Genomic DNA, 15,489 nt, shown 5'->3' with positions numbered 1-15,489 from the left:
TTATTCGGCTGCGATTGCGCCCACGTCCTGACCCGATGCCGCCATGATCGCCTTGACGATGTTGTGGTAGCCCGTGCAGCGGCAAATGTTGCCTTCAAGGTGTTCGCGCACCTCGGCCTCGGTCGGCTTGGGGTTGTCTTTCAGCAGTGCTGCTGCCGACATCACCATGCCAGGCGTGCAGAACCCGCATTGCAGGCCGTGGTGGTCCTGAAACGCCTGCTGGATCGTGTTCAGCGTCCCGTCCGGGGCCGCCTGCCCCTCGATCGTGGCAACCTCGGCGCCGTTTGCCTCCATCGCCAGCATGTTGCAGGATTTCACCGCCTCGCCGTTCACATGCACCATGCACGCACCGCATTGCGCGGTATCGCATCCAACATGTGTGCCGGTCAGTGACAGGTGATCCCGCAGAAAGCTCGACAGCAGCGTGCGGCCTTCGACCTCACCGCTGGCAGTCCGGCCATTCACGGTCATCGTGACCTGTGTCATTCGTCTCTCCCCTTTTGGCTTATCTAGCTGGGGAAGAGTTAAACACGGGTCCAAGCATTTGAGAACAAAAATTTTTGACCGTTTGGTTTAGGTCAAAATGAGAGTTTCCTATACCTAGAGCAGAGTTATTGCCGGGCAAGTGTGTCTGGGTTTCAACCCAGCGTCACTTGCGTTTCCCCGCCCGTGTACTGGAGCGAGGCTGTGGCCGCGTTGGGATTTCCTTAAGCAATCCCCCCACCCCCATCGCAGCAATGTCATCGCCCGTGACGGTGATTCCACACGCCACACGGCTGAGAACCCAGTCGGCACCGTTCAGCGCAGGGGACCGCGCGCACCCCGGCAGGCCAATCACGGGCCGCGTGCCGATCCGCCCGGAAAACAACAGGTTGCCGGGATCCACGGGCATGCCGAACCGGTCCACCTGCCCCCCTGCCGCGCGCACCGCACTGGGGGCCACATCGTTCACGTCCGAGGTGGCAGAGCCGGTCAGGATCATCGCGATCTCGCCTTCGACGCGCGCAACGGCCCGGGCCAGTTCATCCGTGTCATGCCGCACGATCTGCACGTCGCTCAGGTCCATTCCCAAAGCCTCGACCCGGCCTCGGATCGCCTGAATGCCCTTTTCATTTGGCGGTCCGCCGGGAATATCGGTGACCACCAGACCGGCCGTCTTGTAGGTCGGCGCGATCAGCCGCACCGCATCCCGCGCCGCGTTGCAGGCCGCGATCACATCCGTTTCTGGAACCGCGTAAGAGATCACCTTGATCGTCGCGACCATGCCGCCGTCGGTCATCTGCTGCATCTGCGGCACGGTGGCGACGGTGATCATCGGATGCACCCGGTTGAACGCCTCGATCGCGGACACGTCAAGCTCGACCACGCCCGGCCCATCGGCCAACAGATTGACCCGACCGGTGAAAGGGTCTGTCACACGCAGACCTGCGGCTTGCGGATCGCTGGCCAAGGCCGCTGCCAAACGCCCCGCCGCTTCATCCTCGTGCAGATCGCCCTCTTCCAGCCGGGCAACCGTGACCTCGGTAATCCCTGCGGCGCGCAGTTCCGCCAGATGATCATCCTCCAGCAAGATCCCCTTGCGGAGTTTCCGTTTCGGCGTTGTCACCGAATGCGCCAGAATGGACCCTTGAGCCTGCTCCAGCGGGACGGGTCCGAATTTCATGCCTTGCCCCGCAGCACGGCCGTCATCTGCGCAAGGACCGCCACCGCGATCTCAGACGGACCTGCAGCGCCGATATCAAGCCCGATGGGCCCGTGGATACACTCGATCTGCTCAGACGTGAAACCCGCCGCCTGCATGCGCTCCACCCGCTTGGCGTGGGTCCGGGTTGAGCCAAGCGCGCCAATGTAAAACACATCCGCGGCCAAAGCGGCCTGCAATGCGGGATCATCCAGTTTGGGATCATGGGTCAGCAGCACCAGCGCGGTACGCGGATCAAGGCCCAGCTTGGCCACCGCCTCGTCCGGCCAGTCGTGCAGGATCTGCTCACCCGGGAACCGCTGATCCGAGGCAAAGGCCTCGCGCGGGTCGACAATCACCGGGTCATAGCCTGCAATCCGTGCCATCGGCACAAGGGCTTGCGCGATATGCACCGCGCCCACCACGATCAGGCGCAGGGGCGGATTATGGACCGCCACGAACGTCTCGCCATCTTCTTCGAACCCGGACCGATCCATGCGCATCCGCTCGGAATATCCGTCGCGCACCAACCGCCGCTTACCGGTGGTGATGTTGACCTCATAGGTCACCGCATCACGTCCGGCACGTATGTCCACAAGCTCGGCCAGCATCTGCTCGCTCAACACCTTGCCGACCGGTTCAACCAGCACCCGGATGGTACCGCCACAGGCCAGACCCACGGCAAAGGCATCCTCGTCACTGACGCCAAATTCCAAAAGCCGCGCCTCGCCCTCTTCGATGGCTTCGATCGCCTCGACGATCACCGCGCCTTCGACACAGCCGCCCGACACGGACCCTTCGATCCGACCATCGCCGCCGATCACCAGTTGCGAGCCGACGCGGCGCGGCGCGCTGCCCCAGGTTTGCACCACCGTCGCCAGGGCCGCGCCAATCCCCTTGCGATGCCAGGCCAGGGCGGTCTCGGGGCTACTGTCAAATCTGTCCATCACGTGGCTCCTGCGGCGTCATGCCTGCACAACATAAGGACAAATTTCGCAAAGAAAAGCGACCCGGCGGGGAACGCGTGGTCCGCCGGGCCGCAACTGCGGGACGACCTGACCCTTTGCGTCTGACTTGAATTGCTTGTTCGCTGTCTCTCGCTACGCTCGAACGCGAAAAGCAATGCATGGCAATGTATAAACGCAAAGGGCCGGGATAGCACGGGATGCCCCGCAGGCAGAGGACCCATCGGGGCGGGCCCCCTGTTCCGGTGTTACTCGGCCGGTTGCACCTGCGCCGGGGCGCCGGTCAGTCGCTCGGGCAAGGCAAAGGCCAGCGCAACAAAGCCAAGGCCCAGAACCAACCCCAGGATGTCCCCCGGCAAAGCAGTCAGCCCGTCGTATTTCGCACCGGGCACCGCACCAAGCGTGACCTTGCCGCCCGCAATCGCGTCCAAAAGGCCCGAGGATTTCCATGCCGGATAGGTCACCATGTACGCCGCGGCGCCCAACAGGCCGCCAGCGATGAAGAACAGCGCGTCCTTGCGCCCCGAGGCCGCTGCGACAACGCCCGTGCCAGGGCAAAACCCCGACAGCGCCCAACCCGCGCCAAGCATCAGACCGCCGAGGAACACGCCCGCATAGGCGGCTTTGACCGACATGTGGCCCACATCAACCAGACCCAGCATCTGACCGCCAAACATCAGGACAGAACCAACGCCGATGGCCAGCAGGATCGATTTGGCAAGGTTCAGGTTGGTCAGGTTCAGCATGGCCCCGATACGGGACGGGTTCGACGCCCCAACGCGGTCAAGCACGGCGCCAAAGGCTGCGCCAATCACAAGAGCAAGAAGAATGGTGGTCATGGCTCAGGCCTCCTTTTTGAAGAGCATCAGGGACACAGGGACAGCCGCAGCAAAGGCGCCAGCAGCAAAGATGTAGCCGGACACGGCCGTCTGCATCATGCCCGACATCATGTGCCCCGAGGTGCATCCGCCCGCGAGACGTGCGCCATAGAGCACGATGAACCCGCCGACAAAGGCCGCCACATATCGCTTGATCCGGCTGTCGCCAAAGTTTGCCCGCCACAGTGCAGGTACCCGACGATCCGCCGCCGGGATGCCGCCGCGCGCCAGGGCGGACAACAGCCCGCCAATCATCATCGCGATGACGAAGACAAAGCTGTAGTTCAGCGGGTTCGACACCGCCTTGGCGTATTTGCCACCCGATTTCGCCAGATAGGCGTTGGTCGAGGTAAAGCCCTCTTCGGTCTGCGTCACCAACCCCGGGTTCACGGCATCCGCCACGATCCCGTCCAGGATCACGAATTGCGTCGATACGCCAATCGGCTTGACCAGCCACACGGCGGCAAAGAACACCAGCCCCAGCAGCAGCCCGCCAACCTTCCAGTTCAGTTGCATGGGATTTCCTTTCCAAAATCATATTCTGATTCTGAAATATGATACACATTCCAACATTGGAATGATTTAGATCAAAGTGACGCAGGGAACGTCTCGGGGTTGTGCTACTCATAGACAAGGCGTACCTTAATACGGCCTAACCATATGGCAAAGCGTGGCTTTTCCCCGCAGATAACTTTAAAGATCAAACCTCTTTTTCAGGAGCGCACCCTGTGTTGAAACACATCCCCAAACTGGCCGCTGCCGCATGCATGATGCTGGCGACCACCGCCCAGGCCGAAAAATTCGAACCCTTCGGCGCGGTTGAAGGTTGGAACATCTATGCCGACACCGAAAAGAAGTCCTGCATGATTGAAAGCAAGGATGACCTGGGCAACGTGGTGCAGATGGGCCTGACCGCGGATCGCGGCGTGGCCTATATCGGCGTCTTCACCCAGGCCGAAACCAACATCAAGAAGGGCGACAAAGAAGCCGTCGCCATCGTCTTGGGTGACAAGATCTATGTCGGCGAAGCCACCGGCATGCGCGGCAACATCACCAAGGGGTATTCAGGCGGCTACGTGCTGACCGACGACCCGTCCGTGATCGAGGCTGTGGCCAAGGAATACGTCATGTCGGTCTTCCCCGAGAAAGACTATGGCTTTGTCGTGAACCTCAAAGGCACCAAAAAAGCGATTGAAGCCGCTGCCAAGTGCAATCAAGAGCAGCTGCAGTAAGCCGCCCTTAGGGAAGCGCGGCCATCAACCGCGCTTTCTCGCCCACGTCATCGGGGCGTGAGATAACTTCGGCCAGTTCCTGAAGCGAGGCGATGGAATGACCCGCGCGGAAGCTGTCGACATGGGGCAGCATCGCCGCGATCCCTTGGGCCTTGGGGGCAAACCCCTCCCACCGCAGCAATGGGTTCAGCCAGATCAGCCGTCGGGACGACAATTGCAGGCGCTGCATCTCGTGGCCCAACTGATCAGGGTCGTCGCGGTCCAAACCATCTGTGATGAGCAGCACCACTGCTCCCTGCCCCATGACCCGGCGCGACCAGTCGCGGTTGAAACCATGTAGGCACGAGCCGATCCGCGTGCCGCCTTCCCAATCCTGCGCCTCTGCGCCCGCGGATTTGAGCGCCGCATCCACATCGCGCTGCGCCAGGTGGCGTGTGATGTTGGTCAGCCTTGTGCCAAAAGTGAAGGCATGCACCTTGGCCCACCCCGCGCCCTTGGCGTTGCTGACAGCGTGGAGAAAATGCAGAATGATACGACTGTATTGACTCATCGAGCCCGAAATATCGCAAAGCACCACCAGGTTCGGCCAACGCGGACGAGGTGTCAGCTTGGCGATATCACGTATCTCGCCCCCCTGCCGCATCGAAGCCCTGAGCGTACGTCGCCAATCCACCTTAGAACCGCGCAGACTGGCCATGCCGCGTCGCGACGGGATCGGTTTTACAGGCAGGAATAGCTGCGCCAACATACGTTTGGCTTGGGTAATCTCATCGGTGCTCATCAGCTCGAAATCAAGCGTCCGCAGGCGCTCCTCGCCCGACATGGTGCGCGAGGCGTCAATCTCGATTTCGGTTTCTTCAGAGGCCTCGCCTTCCTCCTGTGGGGGCGCATCCCGCTCGACCCCATCCAGCAGTGCCTCAGCCGCGCGGCGCTCGGCCGCCTGCGCCTCACGATCCTCTTGCACACCGCGAATGGCGGGCAGCATGGCGGCCATCATCTGTTCCAGATACCGCGGATCGCGCCAATAAAGACGAAAGATCTGGGCAAAAACCTCGCGGTGTTCGGGCTTGTTCACGAAACAGGCGTGCAGTGTCCAGTAAAAGTCGCGTTTTTCGGTGAACCCCGCGGCCTCAACCGCGTGGATGGCATCGATCACCCGCCCCGGCCCGATGGGCAACCCCGCCTTGCGCAATGCGCGCGCAAAATGGGTGATGTTTTGGGCGAGCTTGGGACGCTCGGGGATGTCTAGCGGAATCTGTTCTGCCATGTCACAACCGCCGGGGGCGCTGCCCCCGGACCCCCGGAGTATTTGAAAAAAGGTGAAGCATCAGGCGGGCGCGAGGCTGGCGTGGGCTTGGTCCAAAATACGTTTGGCCTCTGATCCTTGCATATTTTGGATGTCATCCTGGTATTTCAGGATCGCGCCAAGCGTGTCCGCGATCACCTCGGGGCTGAGGTTGATAACATCCAGCGCCAACAGGCATTTGGCCCAGTCAATGGTTTCGGCCACGCCGGGTTTCTTGAACAGATCCTCGGTCCGCAGTTGCTGGACAAAGGCCACAATTTCGCGCGACAAGTTTTCGGCCGCCTCGGGCGCGCGGGCGTGCAAGATTTCCACCTCGCGTGCGAAATCTGGGTAATCGACCCAGTGATAGAGGCAGCGGCGTTTGAGGGCATCATGCACCTCGCGCGTGCGGTTCGAGGTCAGGATCACCACCGGCGGCTCGGGCGCTTTGATGGTGCCAAGCTCGGGGATAGTGACCTGAAAATCGCTGAGTGCCTCAAGAAGGAAGGCCTCGAACGGTTCATCCGTGCGGTCCAGCTCGTCGATCAGCAACACCGGCGCACCGTTTTCATCGGGGCGCATCGCCTCCAAAAGCGGGCGCTCGACCAGGAACTCATCCGAGAACAGCTCGGTCTGCAGCGCCTTGCGATCGGCCCCACCCGAAGCTTCGGCTGTGCGGATCGCAACCATCTGTGCGGGAAAGTTCCACTCATACACAGCCGAAGACGCATCCAGCCCCTCGTAACACTGCAACCGGATCAACCTGCGCCCCAGGGCCGCGCTGAGTGCCTTGGCGATCTCGGTTTTGCCGACGCCTGCCTCCCCCTCCAGAAACAAGGGTCGCCCCAGCTTGAGCGACAGAAACACCACGGTCGCCAGCGCCCTGCCGCAAACATAGCCCTGCGCGGTCAACATATCCTGCACCGCATCGATCGAATTTGGAATGGTCATGCTCTCTCCCCTTGACGACCTAGAGGGCACGACTGGGCGCCATCCGTCAACCGCCCCTGCGGTCGCATTTCAGGGCAACCTAGGCCACCGTGACACGCTGTCCACGAGTTTGCGAAATGTTGACGGATTCGCGCACAAATGTCATGACTTGAGAAACAATCAGCGCTCGCTAAAGAGCGCCACGACAGGGGCAGATTTGTGAAGAGCAAACCGGCATACAGGCCGAAGGAGAGCCGGATATGAAAATCACGGCCGTAACCTGCGTTAAAAACGAGGGGCCTTTCCTGCTGGAGTGGATCGCCTTCAATCGGCTGATTGGGGTCACTGATTTCCTATTCTATTCCAACGACTGCTCGGATTCGACCGACCGGCTGCTGGACGCGCTACAAGACCGGGGCATTGTCCGGCACCTGCCCAACCCGGCCGAAGGGCGCAATTACCAAATGGAGGCGCTCAAGGCCGCCGCGCACGAAGATATCGTCGTGGATGCCGATTGGGTTTGGATCGCGGATGTGGACGAATTTTTGAACATCCACGCAGGCGATCACACCATCCCGGCGCTGATTGATGCCTGCGGCAACCCGCAGGCCATCAGCCTGTCCTTCCAGTTTTTCGCCAACGACGGGATCGAGACGTTCGAGGACAAGCCGGTGATCGAGCAATTCACCCGCTCGCACAATCCCGATCTGTGGGGGGGCGAAAGCGCAGCTGAGGTTAAAACTCTGATCCGCAGCGACTTTCCCCTGCAATATTACGGCGCGCACCGCCCATTCTTTCGCAAGAAACTGCCACCGAAAAAGCGCCCCAGCTGGACTGATGGCTCGGGCCGAGATGTGCAGCACCGGTTCAAGGTCGCCGCCAACCCGCGCCGTATCCGCAAGTTCCCGGCCCGGGGTGCACGTGATCTGGCAACGCTCAACCACTACGCCCTGCGCAGCCTGGACAGCTATCTGGTCAAGAACGACCGGGGCGACGTGAACCGCGAGCACCGCAATTTCGACGACAGCTATTGGCGCGACCGCAACGACCCGGCTTGGCAGGATCTCAGCATCCAACGTTACCTGCCCGATCTGCAACGCCAGTTGGCCGCGTTGAAATCCGACCCTGAAATCAGCGCGCTGCATGACGAAGCTGTGGCTCTACACCGTGCCAAACGGGACGAGTTGCTTGAACAGGCTGAATACCAGGCCATGCGCGATCAGTTGCGCGCGGCCTCGACCCTGCCACCGGCTGAAGAGAAACTGTTGCAACGACTGGGACTGACTGCATGAGCCGCCTGCGCGTGATCAATCTTGGACTGCCTAAATCGGGCACCACAACCTTGGGCAAGGCGCTCGAAGCTTCGGGCTTGAAGGTGGCGGATTGGAAAATCCACAACCATCAGACCGAGATCAAGGAGTTGCGCAACGATTTTGTCGGACGCTTGATGTACCGGGGCTACTTCAAAAAGGGCGACCCGCTGCATTTCATGCATGAGTTCGACGCCTTCACTGAAATCAGCATGATCGCACGCGGGTTCAACGAATGGCCGCAAACCGATTGGGGGTTGCTGAGTTCCATCATCGATAAACACCCCGGCGCCAAGTTCCTGTACTCCAGTCGCCCGCCGGAAAAGCTGGTGGATTCCATGTTGCGGTGGTCAAACCTGGGCAAGCGCCGCTTGCCAATGTACCAGGTGCCCGGCATGCCCGAAGGTTATGGGTACGAGGTGGATGAGCTGATCCGCTGGATCGACGGGCATCAAAAATTCTGCCGTCGTGTGTTCGAGGGTACGGACAGTTTCCTAGAGTACGATATCACCGACCCAGAGGCGCCTCAGAAAATCGGGGCATTCCTGGGACTGGAAGTCAAATGGTGGGGCAAAGCCAACGTGCAAGCTGAACGGATCGCCAAGAAAACAGCTGCGGGCAAGAAATCCTGATGCGAATTTATCTGCACATTGGCCCAGAGGTGGCTGGCGCACAGGCGCTACAAGAGGTTCTCTCTTCCAAGCGCGAACAGCTGCGCTCTAAGGGGCTGCTATATCCGCGCAGCCCAGGAAACAAAGCTCATACACGGTTCTTTATGGCGGTGACCGATCCCGATCATATCGACCCGCTGCGTTTCAACCGTGGTTTTGCCAGCCCCCAGAAGCAGGCACAATTGCGCGAAGATCTCATGCGTGATCTGCAACGCGAGATTGACCAGGCCCGCCCCGAAGCGGTGATCCTGTCAGTGCCGCAACTTTCGACCTCTGTGTTTCGCAGAAGCGAGATTCAGCGCATCCACGATCTGTTGCAGCCCCTGTCCGATGACATCCGTTTGATAACCTATGTCGACGATCCGACACGTTTGCTTGTGGATCACTATGCCGCTCAGCTGTCTGAAGGGCGCGCCACCCCGCTGAGCCAGGAACTGGCCCTGGTCGAAAGCGACGATTGGTGGGCCGCGTGTGTGGATGCCATGCCACGCATTGATCCTCTTGCAGGTGTATTCGAAGAAACCCAAGGCCCAGCCTTTTGGCTGGATACGAACACGTTGCAACGCGAATGGGAGGCTGTATTTGGCGCGGGTGCCTTCCATGTTCGCGCCTATGCCGAGGACTTGTTTGCCCCCGACACGATCACCGATGAAATCCGCGCTGCCTTTGGCATCAACGAAACGATCGGCAAGGCTCAAGCTCTTCCGGAACGCGCGCCCATGTCTGCGGCCTGGATGGCACGCGCACGACAGTTCAATGCCATTTTGCTAAAGCTATTGGCCCAAGGCGATCGCCACGTACCCCGACAACTTTGGCGCAGTTTCATCACCGAAATTTCTGTCCCCGGCCCGACAACGCCTGCTGGCAGCCTGTCGCAAATCTCGGATCGCTTCAGCAAGGCCAACGCCGAGCTGATCCTGCGCCATCCCGAACTGGACGATGATACCTTTCAGTCTCCAAAAGCATGTGATCCATGGACCGAAGCTGATCCAGAACGCGGCTATCGGGCCTCGCAGTATCTGCTGGCCTTTCTGTTCCGCATCGACAAGGCCACGAAAGAGAAGTTTACCCAGCGGGTTGAGGATCTGACCGATCGTGGAGTCATCCCGGCCGCGGTACCGACCGCCACCGCGCCGCCTATGCCAAAAGCCGCGCCCGCAGAGCCAATGAAAGACGGCTTGACCGACACGGCCCGCGCCTTGATGCCGCCCCAGGCCGTGCAGAATTTCGAAAAGCTAAAGACATCTTCTTTTGCCCCCCACAACCGCCTGGGTGCGGTCGACGAAGAGCAATTGGCGGCTGCCTACACCGAAGTGCCCCCGCGCGAATTGCCCGAAGGGCGCAGTGGCAACGTCATCGTCGGCTGCATGAAGAACGAAGCCCCCTACATTGTGGAATGGGTCGCCTATCACCGCGCCATGGGGGTCGACAATTTCCTGATCTACACCAACGACTGTTCCGACGGCACATCCGAGATCCTGGACCGGCTTCAGGATATGGGTGTGCTGCAGCACCGCAACAACGACAACTGGAAGGGCAACTCGCCCCAGCAATACGCGCTGAACCAGGCCTTGAAAGAGCCGGTGATCCAGAACGCCGACTGGATCTTGCACATCGATGTGGACGAATTCGTCAATGTCCGCACCGGCAACGGCACGTTGCAAGACTTCTTTGACGAAGTGCCCGATGCGACCAATGTGGCAATGACCTGGCGGCTTTTCGGGCACAATGACGTGACGCGGTTGGCCGATGACTTCGTGATCGACCAATTCGATACATGCGCCCCCAAATTCTGCCCCAAACCGCATACGGTCTGGGGCTTCAAGACCATGTTCAAGAACATCGGCGCATACGAGAAAATCAGCTGCCACCGCCCCAACAAACTGGTCGAAGACAAACGCGGCGATGTCTGCTGGGTCAACGGCTCGGGCCGTGACATGACGGGTGAGGCGGTGGACAATGGCTGGAGAAACTCCAAAAAATCAATTGGATACGATCTGATCCAATTGAACCATTATGCACTGCGAAGCGCCGAGAGCTATCTGATCAAACGTCAAAGGGGCCGCGCGCTGCATGTGGATCGCTCGATCGGGCTGAATTATTGGATCCGCATGGATTGGTCGGACTTCCGCGATGTCACCATCAAGCGCAACCTGCCCCGCCTGCGCGCTGAATACGACCGGCTGATGCAGGATGACACCCTGCGCAGCTGGCACCAAAAGGGGTTGGAGTGGCACAAGACCAAAGCGGTCGAACTGCACGGCATGCCCGAGTTCGAAGAGTTGTATCAGCAGGCCCTCAAGGTCAAACTGACCGAAACTGAGCGCGTGGCCTATGCGCTCGCCCTTGATCTGGAGAGTTGAGACATGGCCAAGACAAAAACCAAGAACAAGAAAGCTGCTCAGCCCAAGGTCAAAACCGACAGCGGCACTGTAAGCGGCACCGACCTTGCCCCCGCGCCTGCGCCGGAAACAGGGGCGGACGTTGTCGTTGAAACTGTTTCAGAGGCTGCACCCGACACGCCCGCAGCTTCTGAGCCCGAACGTCAGGCGATGCTGTGGTGCCGGGACATGAGGTTTCCCCGCAACATGGAGCTTTTGCCCAAACGGGTTCGCATGTCCCTGCGCACGGGGTCCTATGAACAAAAAGAGGCCGACGCCGCGCTCAGGCTGATCCGCAAGGGCGATGTCGTTTTGGAACTGGGGGCGGGCATCGGGTTCATGTCGACACTGATATCCACCCAAACCCGCGCGCGCGAGGTACACTCGTTCGAAGCCAACCCCGGCCTGCTTGACTACATCCACGAAGTTCATCGGCTGAACCGCGCCAAGAAAGCCCACCTGCATCACGCCGTCTTGGGCGACAAGGACGGCACCACAACGTTTTATTGCCGCGAAGACATCCTGTCCTCGTCCCTCGACCCCGAAGATGGCGGTGCGGATGCCACCCCTGCGCAGGTGCCCATGCGGGACGCCAACAAGGTGATTGCCGAGATCAAGCCCACAGTCCTGGTTTGCGATATCGAAGGGGCCGAGGCCGACCTGCTGCCCAAGCTTGACCTCAGCGGTCTGCGCGCCCTGCTGATCGAATTGCATCCCCAATGGATTGGCAGCGCTGGCATCAAAAGCATCTTTCAACTGCTACACGACCAGGGGTTGGTCTACTTCCCAAAGATGTCGTTTTCCAAGGTCGCGGTCTTCCGCAGCGACTGGTAACGGCCATGCGCGCGCTCGCTGTCCTGACCGTCCGCAACGAGGGGGCCTTTTTGCTGGAATGGCTTGCCCATCACCGGGCAGCAGGGTTCACCGATTTTCTGGTGTTTTCCAACAATTGCCAGGACGGGACCGACCGTATCCTGGACCGTTTGCAAGAGATGGGGCACCTGAGCCATGTGGCCAACGATGGCCCATATGACAAGCGCGGCATCCAGTTCACCGCGCTCAAGACTGCCAGCAAACATCCGTTGGTCCGAAAGGCGGATTGGATCCTGCCGCTGGACGTTGATGAATTCGTCAATATTCACGCAGGAAACGGCGCCATTGGCGATCTGATCGATGCCCTGCCCGAGGCAACCGCCATCACCCTGACCTGGCGCCTTTTCGGCAATGGCGACACCATCCGTTATGCCGACAAACCCGTAACACAGAGTTTCACTCGCTGCGCGCCTGCAGTGATGTTCTGGCCCTGGCGGGCGTCGATGTTCAAGACGCTCTACCGAAACGACGGAATCTATTCGAAACTGGGCGTCCACCGTCCCCGCAACCCCGATCTGGATCGCCTGGATCAGGCGCGGTGGTTCGACTGCAACGGGCGCGAGCTGGACGAGCAATTCAAACTCAAACGGCTGTTTTCCAATTACGGTCGCGACAATTTCGAGCTGGCACAACTCAACCACTATCCCTTGGGTGCCATGGAAAGCTATGTGCTCAAGGCCGATCGAGGCCGTGCGGTACATTCCGAACATATGCTTGATGTCGACTATTGGGTGGAACGAAATTTCAATACCGATACGGACACCTCGATCAGCCGCTATGATGCCCCCAGCACTGCCTTGCGCGACGAGCTGCACGCCGATCCGACACTGGCAAAACTGCACAGACGCGCGGTCGAATGGCGACAGAACCGGTTTCAGAAACTGATGGAACAAGAACCATATCGGGCCCTTCTGGCGCGCTTGATGATGACCCCTCAATCGCGCCCGATCAGTGCCGCAACCGCTCGTACACTGACCGGTTTTGCCAACCTCGGACGCCTGCGCGCCAAATCTCAAGAATCCGGAAACGACCCGAAACGGACCTGAGTTTTTCCCATTTTGGCCTCATTCTCAGCCTAGACCTGTTGGCAACAACCGGCCCGAAAAGCGGCCGGAGTTTCGAGGATGAGTATATGCAGGACGCAAAAACCAGTATCGACACATCAATTGCGGGCTATCGGCGCGGCGTGTGGAAACGCAAGCTGCTGGATCAGGCCGAAGCCGAAGGTATGGCGCAGGAATTGGGCGACAAGCATTTCGCGACCTTCATCGATCGCGACGCGACGCTGATCGTGACATTTGAAACGATGCAGGGCATCCGCGCCATGTCGGAAACCCAACAACCTTTTGGCTTTGACTTGGTCAAGACACAGAACTGGTCCCATCTTTGCATTGTCTCGGACGGGGACACCTGGTTCCGCGATCCCAAGGTCTATGGCTTTTTCGACCGTCTGATCGATGACGGATTTTTTGAGGATTTCGACCGCGTGGTCTTCTACGGCGCGGGCCCGTGTGGCTATGCGGCGGCGGCCTTTTCCGTGGCCTCGCCCGGTGCAACCGTGGTTGCTGTACAGCCGCAGGCAACGCTGGACCCCAACATGACCGAATGGGATGACCGGTTCGTCGAAATGCGCCGCACCTCGTTCACCGACCGCTACGGCTATGCCCCGGATATGTTGGACGCCGCCGATCACGCGTTCATCCTGTATGACCCGCTGCAAACGCTGGATGCGATGCACGCAACCCTGTTCGAACGCCCGAACGTCACCCGCCTGCGCATGCGCAATATGGGGAGTGAGTTGCAGTCGCGCTTGCTTGACATGAACCTGCTCTATCGTCTGCTCGCGATGGCAGGGACTGGCAAGCTGAGCGCGCGCAGCTTCTTCCGCCTTTATCGTGCGCGCCGCTCGTACCCGCGATATCTGCGAGGTTTGGTAGGACAGCTGGATTCCGCCGAACGGTTCTATCTCAATACTCTTTTGTGCCGGAACGTGACCTCACGCATGCCTGCGCGCCGTTTTCGCATGCGGCTGGAGCAGTTGGAAGAGATGGCCCAACAGGGTGCTTTTGCCCCGCCGCCCCCCATGGCCAGCTGACAACTGCGGATCACACGAAAATCCCCCGGCTCTCAGTGGCTGGGGGTTTTCCGTTTGGGCAGGCTGTGCTAGCGGGGGCACATGACCGATAGCCTCACGATCCGCCGCCCCGACGACTGGCATCTGCACCTGCGCGATGGCGCAATGCTGGACGCCGTCCTGCCCGAAACCGCCCGCCATTTTGCTCGTGCCATCATCATGCCGAACCTGGTGCCGCCCGTGGTTCGTGGCACCGATGCCGCCGCCTATCGCGATCGCATCCTGGCCGCATTGCCCGAGGGCATGACATTCGAGCCGCTGATGACGCTGTATCTGACCGAGGACACCGACCCCGAAGATGTGGCCGCGGCCCACGCCAGCGGTCTGGTCAAGGCGGTCAAGCTGTACCCTGCCGGTGCCACCACAAACTCGTCTTCGGGCGTCAAAGATTTCGACAAAGTCCGCCCGGTGCTGGAAAAAATGGCTGAAATCGGCCTGCCGCTGTGCTGCCACGGCGAGGTCACCGACCACGACATCGACATCTTCGACCGCGAGGCCGTGTTCATCGAACGCGTGCTGGATCCGGTGCGTAAATCCACTCCCGGTCTGCGCGTCGTGATGGAACACATCACCACCGCCAATGGCGTCGACTATGTCAAAGCAAATGAGGCCGATCTGGGCGCGACGATCACCACGCACCACCTGATCATCAACCGCAACCACATCCTGGTTGGCGGGATCAAGCCGCATTACTACTGCCTGCCCGTCGCCAAACGCGAAGAGCACCGCCTGGCGCTGGTCGACGCCGCCACATCCGGCGATGCGCGCTTTTTCCTGGGCACCGACTCGGCGCCCCACACAGACGCCAACAAGGAAATGGCCTGCGGCTGCGCGGGTTGCTTCACGGCGACCAACACCATGTCACTGCTGGCCGAGGTGTTCGAAAAAGCCAATGCACTCGACAAGCTCGAAGCCTTCACCTCGCGCAATGGCCCCGGTTTCTACCGCCTGCCGGTAAACGAGGAGACGATCACGCTCACCAAAGGCGATGTCGTCACATACCCTGACAAGATCGAAAGCGGCGATGGTCCCGTTACCGTCTTTGATCCCGGGTTCGACGTCCACTGGCGCGTCGCCTGATTTCATCTTTTCCCAAATACTCCCGCCAGAGGCTCCTGCCCGCGCCTCTGGCACCTGCCCCAAGGATGT

At 60.2% G+C, this 15,489-nt stretch carries 15 protein-coding genes; 8 read left to right on the top strand and 7 right to left on the bottom strand.

From position 1 onward, the window contains the following. The 5 genes from TRL7639_RS08020 to TRL7639_RS08000 form a co-directional block, all read right to left on the bottom strand. On the bottom strand, positions 1–486 hold the full coding sequence (locus tag TRL7639_RS08020; protein ID WP_085795200.1) for a (2Fe-2S)-binding protein: 486 nt from the start codon (positions 484–486) through the stop codon (positions 1–3). Positions 487–649: 163 nt separating this feature from the next. After that, complete coding sequence (locus TRL7639_RS08015; RefSeq protein ID WP_085795199.1) at positions 650–1,663, bottom strand: molybdopterin-binding protein; 1,014 nt, start codon at positions 1,661–1,663, stop codon at positions 650–652. After that, positions 1,660–2,628 carry an XdhC family protein gene (locus TRL7639_RS08010; protein WP_085795198.1) on the bottom strand — a complete coding sequence of 323 codons (969 nt, stop codon included), beginning with the start codon at positions 2,626–2,628 and terminating at the stop codon, positions 1,660–1,662. Before TRL7639_RS08010 ends, TRL7639_RS08015 begins: the two co-directional genes overlap by 4 nt. Positions 2,629–2,894: 266 nt before the next feature. Further along, on the bottom strand, positions 2,895–3,485 hold the full coding sequence (locus TRL7639_RS08005; protein ID WP_085795197.1) for a DUF6691 family protein: 591 nt from the start codon (positions 3,483–3,485) through the stop codon (positions 2,895–2,897). Between the two features lie 3 nt (positions 3,486–3,488). Further along, the gene (locus TRL7639_RS08000) at positions 3,489–4,040 is read right to left on the bottom strand and encodes a YeeE/YedE thiosulfate transporter family protein (RefSeq protein WP_085795196.1); all 552 of its coding nucleotides are present in this window, start codon (positions 4,038–4,040) and stop codon (positions 3,489–3,491) included. A gap of 212 nt (positions 4,041–4,252) precedes the next feature. Between TRL7639_RS08000 and TRL7639_RS07995 the strand changes: the two genes are divergently transcribed. Next, the gene (locus tag TRL7639_RS07995; RefSeq protein WP_235820283.1) at positions 4,253–4,756 is read left to right on the top strand and encodes a hypothetical protein; all 504 of its coding nucleotides are present in this window, start codon (positions 4,253–4,255) and stop codon (positions 4,754–4,756) included. Positions 4,757–4,763: 7 nt separating this feature from the next. On the opposite strand, the gene TRL7639_RS07990 is transcribed toward TRL7639_RS07995, so the two are convergent. Together TRL7639_RS07990 and TRL7639_RS07985 are read right to left on the bottom strand one after the other, a co-directional pair. Continuing rightward, the gene (locus tag TRL7639_RS07990) at positions 4,764–6,023 is read right to left on the bottom strand and encodes a vWA domain-containing protein (protein WP_085795195.1); all 1,260 of its coding nucleotides are present in this window, start codon (positions 6,021–6,023) and stop codon (positions 4,764–4,766) included. A gap of 60 nt (positions 6,024–6,083) precedes the next feature. Then, positions 6,084–6,992 (bottom strand): AAA family ATPase, encoded by a 909-nt coding sequence (locus TRL7639_RS07985; RefSeq protein ID WP_085795194.1) that lies wholly within the window; start codon positions 6,990–6,992, stop codon positions 6,084–6,086. 239 nt (positions 6,993–7,231) lie between these two features. On the opposite strand from TRL7639_RS07985, the gene TRL7639_RS07980 reads away from it, so the two are divergent. From TRL7639_RS07980 to pyrC, 7 genes are all read left to right on the top strand, one after another. Beyond that, positions 7,232–8,263, top strand: coding sequence for a glycosyltransferase family 2 protein (locus TRL7639_RS07980; RefSeq protein WP_085795193.1), 1,032 nt, complete (start codon positions 7,232–7,234; stop codon positions 8,261–8,263). Then, on the top strand, positions 8,260–8,913 hold the full coding sequence (locus TRL7639_RS07975) for a sulfotransferase (protein WP_085795192.1): 654 nt from the start codon (positions 8,260–8,262) through the stop codon (positions 8,911–8,913). The genes TRL7639_RS07980 and TRL7639_RS07975 overlap by 4 nt, the downstream gene beginning before the upstream one ends. Beyond that, positions 8,913–11,315, top strand: a complete 2,403-nt coding sequence (locus TRL7639_RS07970; protein WP_085795191.1) for a glycosyltransferase family 2 protein — start codon at positions 8,913–8,915, stop codon at positions 11,313–11,315. Before TRL7639_RS07975 ends, TRL7639_RS07970 begins: the two co-directional genes overlap by 1 nt. Before the next feature lie 3 nt (positions 11,316–11,318). After that, a complete protein-coding gene (locus tag TRL7639_RS07965; protein ID WP_235820282.1) occupies positions 11,319–12,167 on the top strand; it encodes an FkbM family methyltransferase in 849 nt (282 codons plus the stop codon). Positions 12,168–12,172: 5 nt separating this feature from the next. Then, positions 12,173–13,252, top strand: a complete 1,080-nt coding sequence (locus tag TRL7639_RS07960) for a glycosyltransferase family 2 protein (RefSeq protein ID WP_085795190.1) — start codon at positions 12,173–12,175, stop codon at positions 13,250–13,252. An 86-nt stretch (positions 13,253–13,338) separates the two neighbouring features. Then, the gene (locus TRL7639_RS07955; RefSeq protein ID WP_085795189.1) at positions 13,339–14,301 is read left to right on the top strand and encodes a phosphoadenosine phosphosulfate reductase; all 963 of its coding nucleotides are present in this window, start codon (positions 13,339–13,341) and stop codon (positions 14,299–14,301) included. 81 nt (positions 14,302–14,382) lie between these two features. After that, complete coding sequence (gene pyrC / locus TRL7639_RS07950; RefSeq protein WP_085795188.1) at positions 14,383–15,420, top strand: dihydroorotase; 1,038 nt, start codon at positions 14,383–14,385, stop codon at positions 15,418–15,420. Positions 15,421–15,489 lie beyond the last annotated feature (69 nt).

Source organism: Falsiruegeria litorea R37 (assembly GCF_900172225.1).
Lineage (GTDB): Bacteria > Pseudomonadota > Alphaproteobacteria > Rhodobacterales > Rhodobacteraceae > Falsiruegeria > Falsiruegeria litorea.
The sequence above is the reverse complement of the archived record's forward strand: the minus strand, read 5'-3'. Positions and strand labels throughout refer to the sequence as shown.

Bases quoted from the DNA above. Each gene is read 5' to 3' on its own strand.
- TRL7639_RS08020 (WP_085795200.1), bottom strand. From the start codon at position 486: ATGACACAGGTCACGATGACCGTGAATGGCCGGACTGCCAGCGGTGAG.
- TRL7639_RS08015 (WP_085795199.1), bottom strand. From the start codon at position 1,663: ATGAAATTCGGACCCGTCCCGCTGGAGCAGGCTCAAGGGTCCATTCTG.
- TRL7639_RS08010 (WP_085795198.1), bottom strand. From the start codon at position 2,628: ATGGACAGATTTGACAGTAGCCCCGAGACCGCCCTGGCCTGGCATCGC.
- TRL7639_RS08005 (WP_085795197.1), bottom strand. From the start codon at position 3,485: ATGACCACCATTCTTCTTGCTCTTGTGATTGGCGCAGCCTTTGGCGCC.
- TRL7639_RS08000 (WP_085795196.1), bottom strand. From the start codon at position 4,040: ATGCAACTGAACTGGAAGGTTGGCGGGCTGCTGCTGGGGCTGGTGTTC.
- TRL7639_RS07990 (WP_085795195.1), bottom strand. From the start codon at position 6,023: ATGGCAGAACAGATTCCGCTAGACATCCCCGAGCGTCCCAAGCTCGCC.
- TRL7639_RS07985 (WP_085795194.1), bottom strand. From the start codon at position 6,992: ATGACCATTCCAAATTCGATCGATGCGGTGCAGGATATGTTGACCGCG.
- TRL7639_RS07980 (WP_085795193.1), top strand. From the start codon at position 7,232: ATGAAAATCACGGCCGTAACCTGCGTTAAAAACGAGGGGCCTTTCCTG.
- TRL7639_RS07975 (WP_085795192.1), top strand. From the start codon at position 8,260: ATGAGCCGCCTGCGCGTGATCAATCTTGGACTGCCTAAATCGGGCACC.
- TRL7639_RS07970 (WP_085795191.1), top strand. From the start codon at position 8,913: ATGCGAATTTATCTGCACATTGGCCCAGAGGTGGCTGGCGCACAGGCG.
- TRL7639_RS07965 (WP_235820282.1), top strand. From the start codon at position 11,319: ATGGCCAAGACAAAAACCAAGAACAAGAAAGCTGCTCAGCCCAAGGTC.
- TRL7639_RS07960 (WP_085795190.1), top strand. From the start codon at position 12,173: ATGCGCGCGCTCGCTGTCCTGACCGTCCGCAACGAGGGGGCCTTTTTG.
- TRL7639_RS07955 (WP_085795189.1), top strand. From the start codon at position 13,339: ATGCAGGACGCAAAAACCAGTATCGACACATCAATTGCGGGCTATCGG.
- pyrC (WP_085795188.1), top strand. From the start codon at position 14,383: ATGACCGATAGCCTCACGATCCGCCGCCCCGACGACTGGCATCTGCAC.